General features: G+C 58.1%; 2 protein-coding genes. One reads left to right on the top strand and one right to left on the bottom strand.

Annotated features, from left to right (window positions below; all coding sequences use genetic code 11):
- Window positions 1-617 (top strand): class I SAM-dependent methyltransferase (locus tag A5646_RS06085; RefSeq protein WP_067020583.1); only part of this gene is annotated, 617 nt, incomplete at its 5' end.
- A gap of 60 nt (window positions 618-677) precedes the next feature.
- On the opposite strand, the gene A5646_RS28800 is transcribed toward A5646_RS06085, so the two are convergent.
- Window positions 678-766 (bottom strand): class I SAM-dependent methyltransferase (locus A5646_RS28800; protein ID WP_156765532.1); only part of this gene is annotated, 89 nt, incomplete at its 5' end.

Raw genomic sequence — 766 nt, 5'->3', positions numbered from 1 at the left:
TTGGGAAGTACGACGTCAACGTCATCGGAATCACGCTGAGCCGCAATCAGTTTGAGTACAGCAAGAACAAGCTGGCCGGATTGCCGACCAGTCGCAACATCGAGGTGCGGTTGCAGGGCTGGGAAGAGTTCGAGGACAATGTCGACCGGATCGTCACGATTGGCGCCTTCGAAGCTTTCAAGATGGAGCGCTATCCCGCATTTTTCGAACGCGCCTACGAGATCCTTCCCGACGACGGCCGAATGCTGTTGCACACCATCTTGACCTACACGCAAAAGCAGCAGCACGAGCGCGGTGTTTCGATCACGATGAGCGATATCCGATTCGCTCGATTCATCGGCCAGGAAATTTTCCCGGGTGGACAACTCCCGGCGCAGGAAGACATTTTCAAATTCGGCGAGGCGGCGGGCTTCACGATCGAGCGGGTGCAGCTGCTGCAGCAGCATTACGCGCGGACCCTCAACATTTGGGCGGCCAACCTGGAGGCCAATAAGGACAAGGCGGTCGCCATCCAGTCCCAGGAGGTCTACGACCGGTACATGAAGTACCTGACCGGCTGCGCGAAGTTGTTCCGTGCGGGCTACACCGACGTCAATCAGTTCACGTTGGTCAAGTAGGGCGGGACAAGTCGGCCCCGAACGGTGAACCGTTCGGGGCCGATTGCTTTACTGGGCCGGTTACTTCTCCAGCGTGAACTGATTGACGTCGGTGTAGCCCGCACGGAACAACTTCGCGCAGCCGGTCAGGTACTTCATGTACCGGTCGT

The organism is Mycobacterium sp. 1245499.0, from assembly GCF_001673615.1.
Classification (GTDB): domain Bacteria; phylum Actinomycetota; class Actinomycetes; order Mycobacteriales; family Mycobacteriaceae; genus Mycobacterium; species Mycobacterium europaeum_A.
Note: the sequence above shows the minus strand (reverse complement) of the source record. Positions and strands in the feature narration are given on the sequence as shown.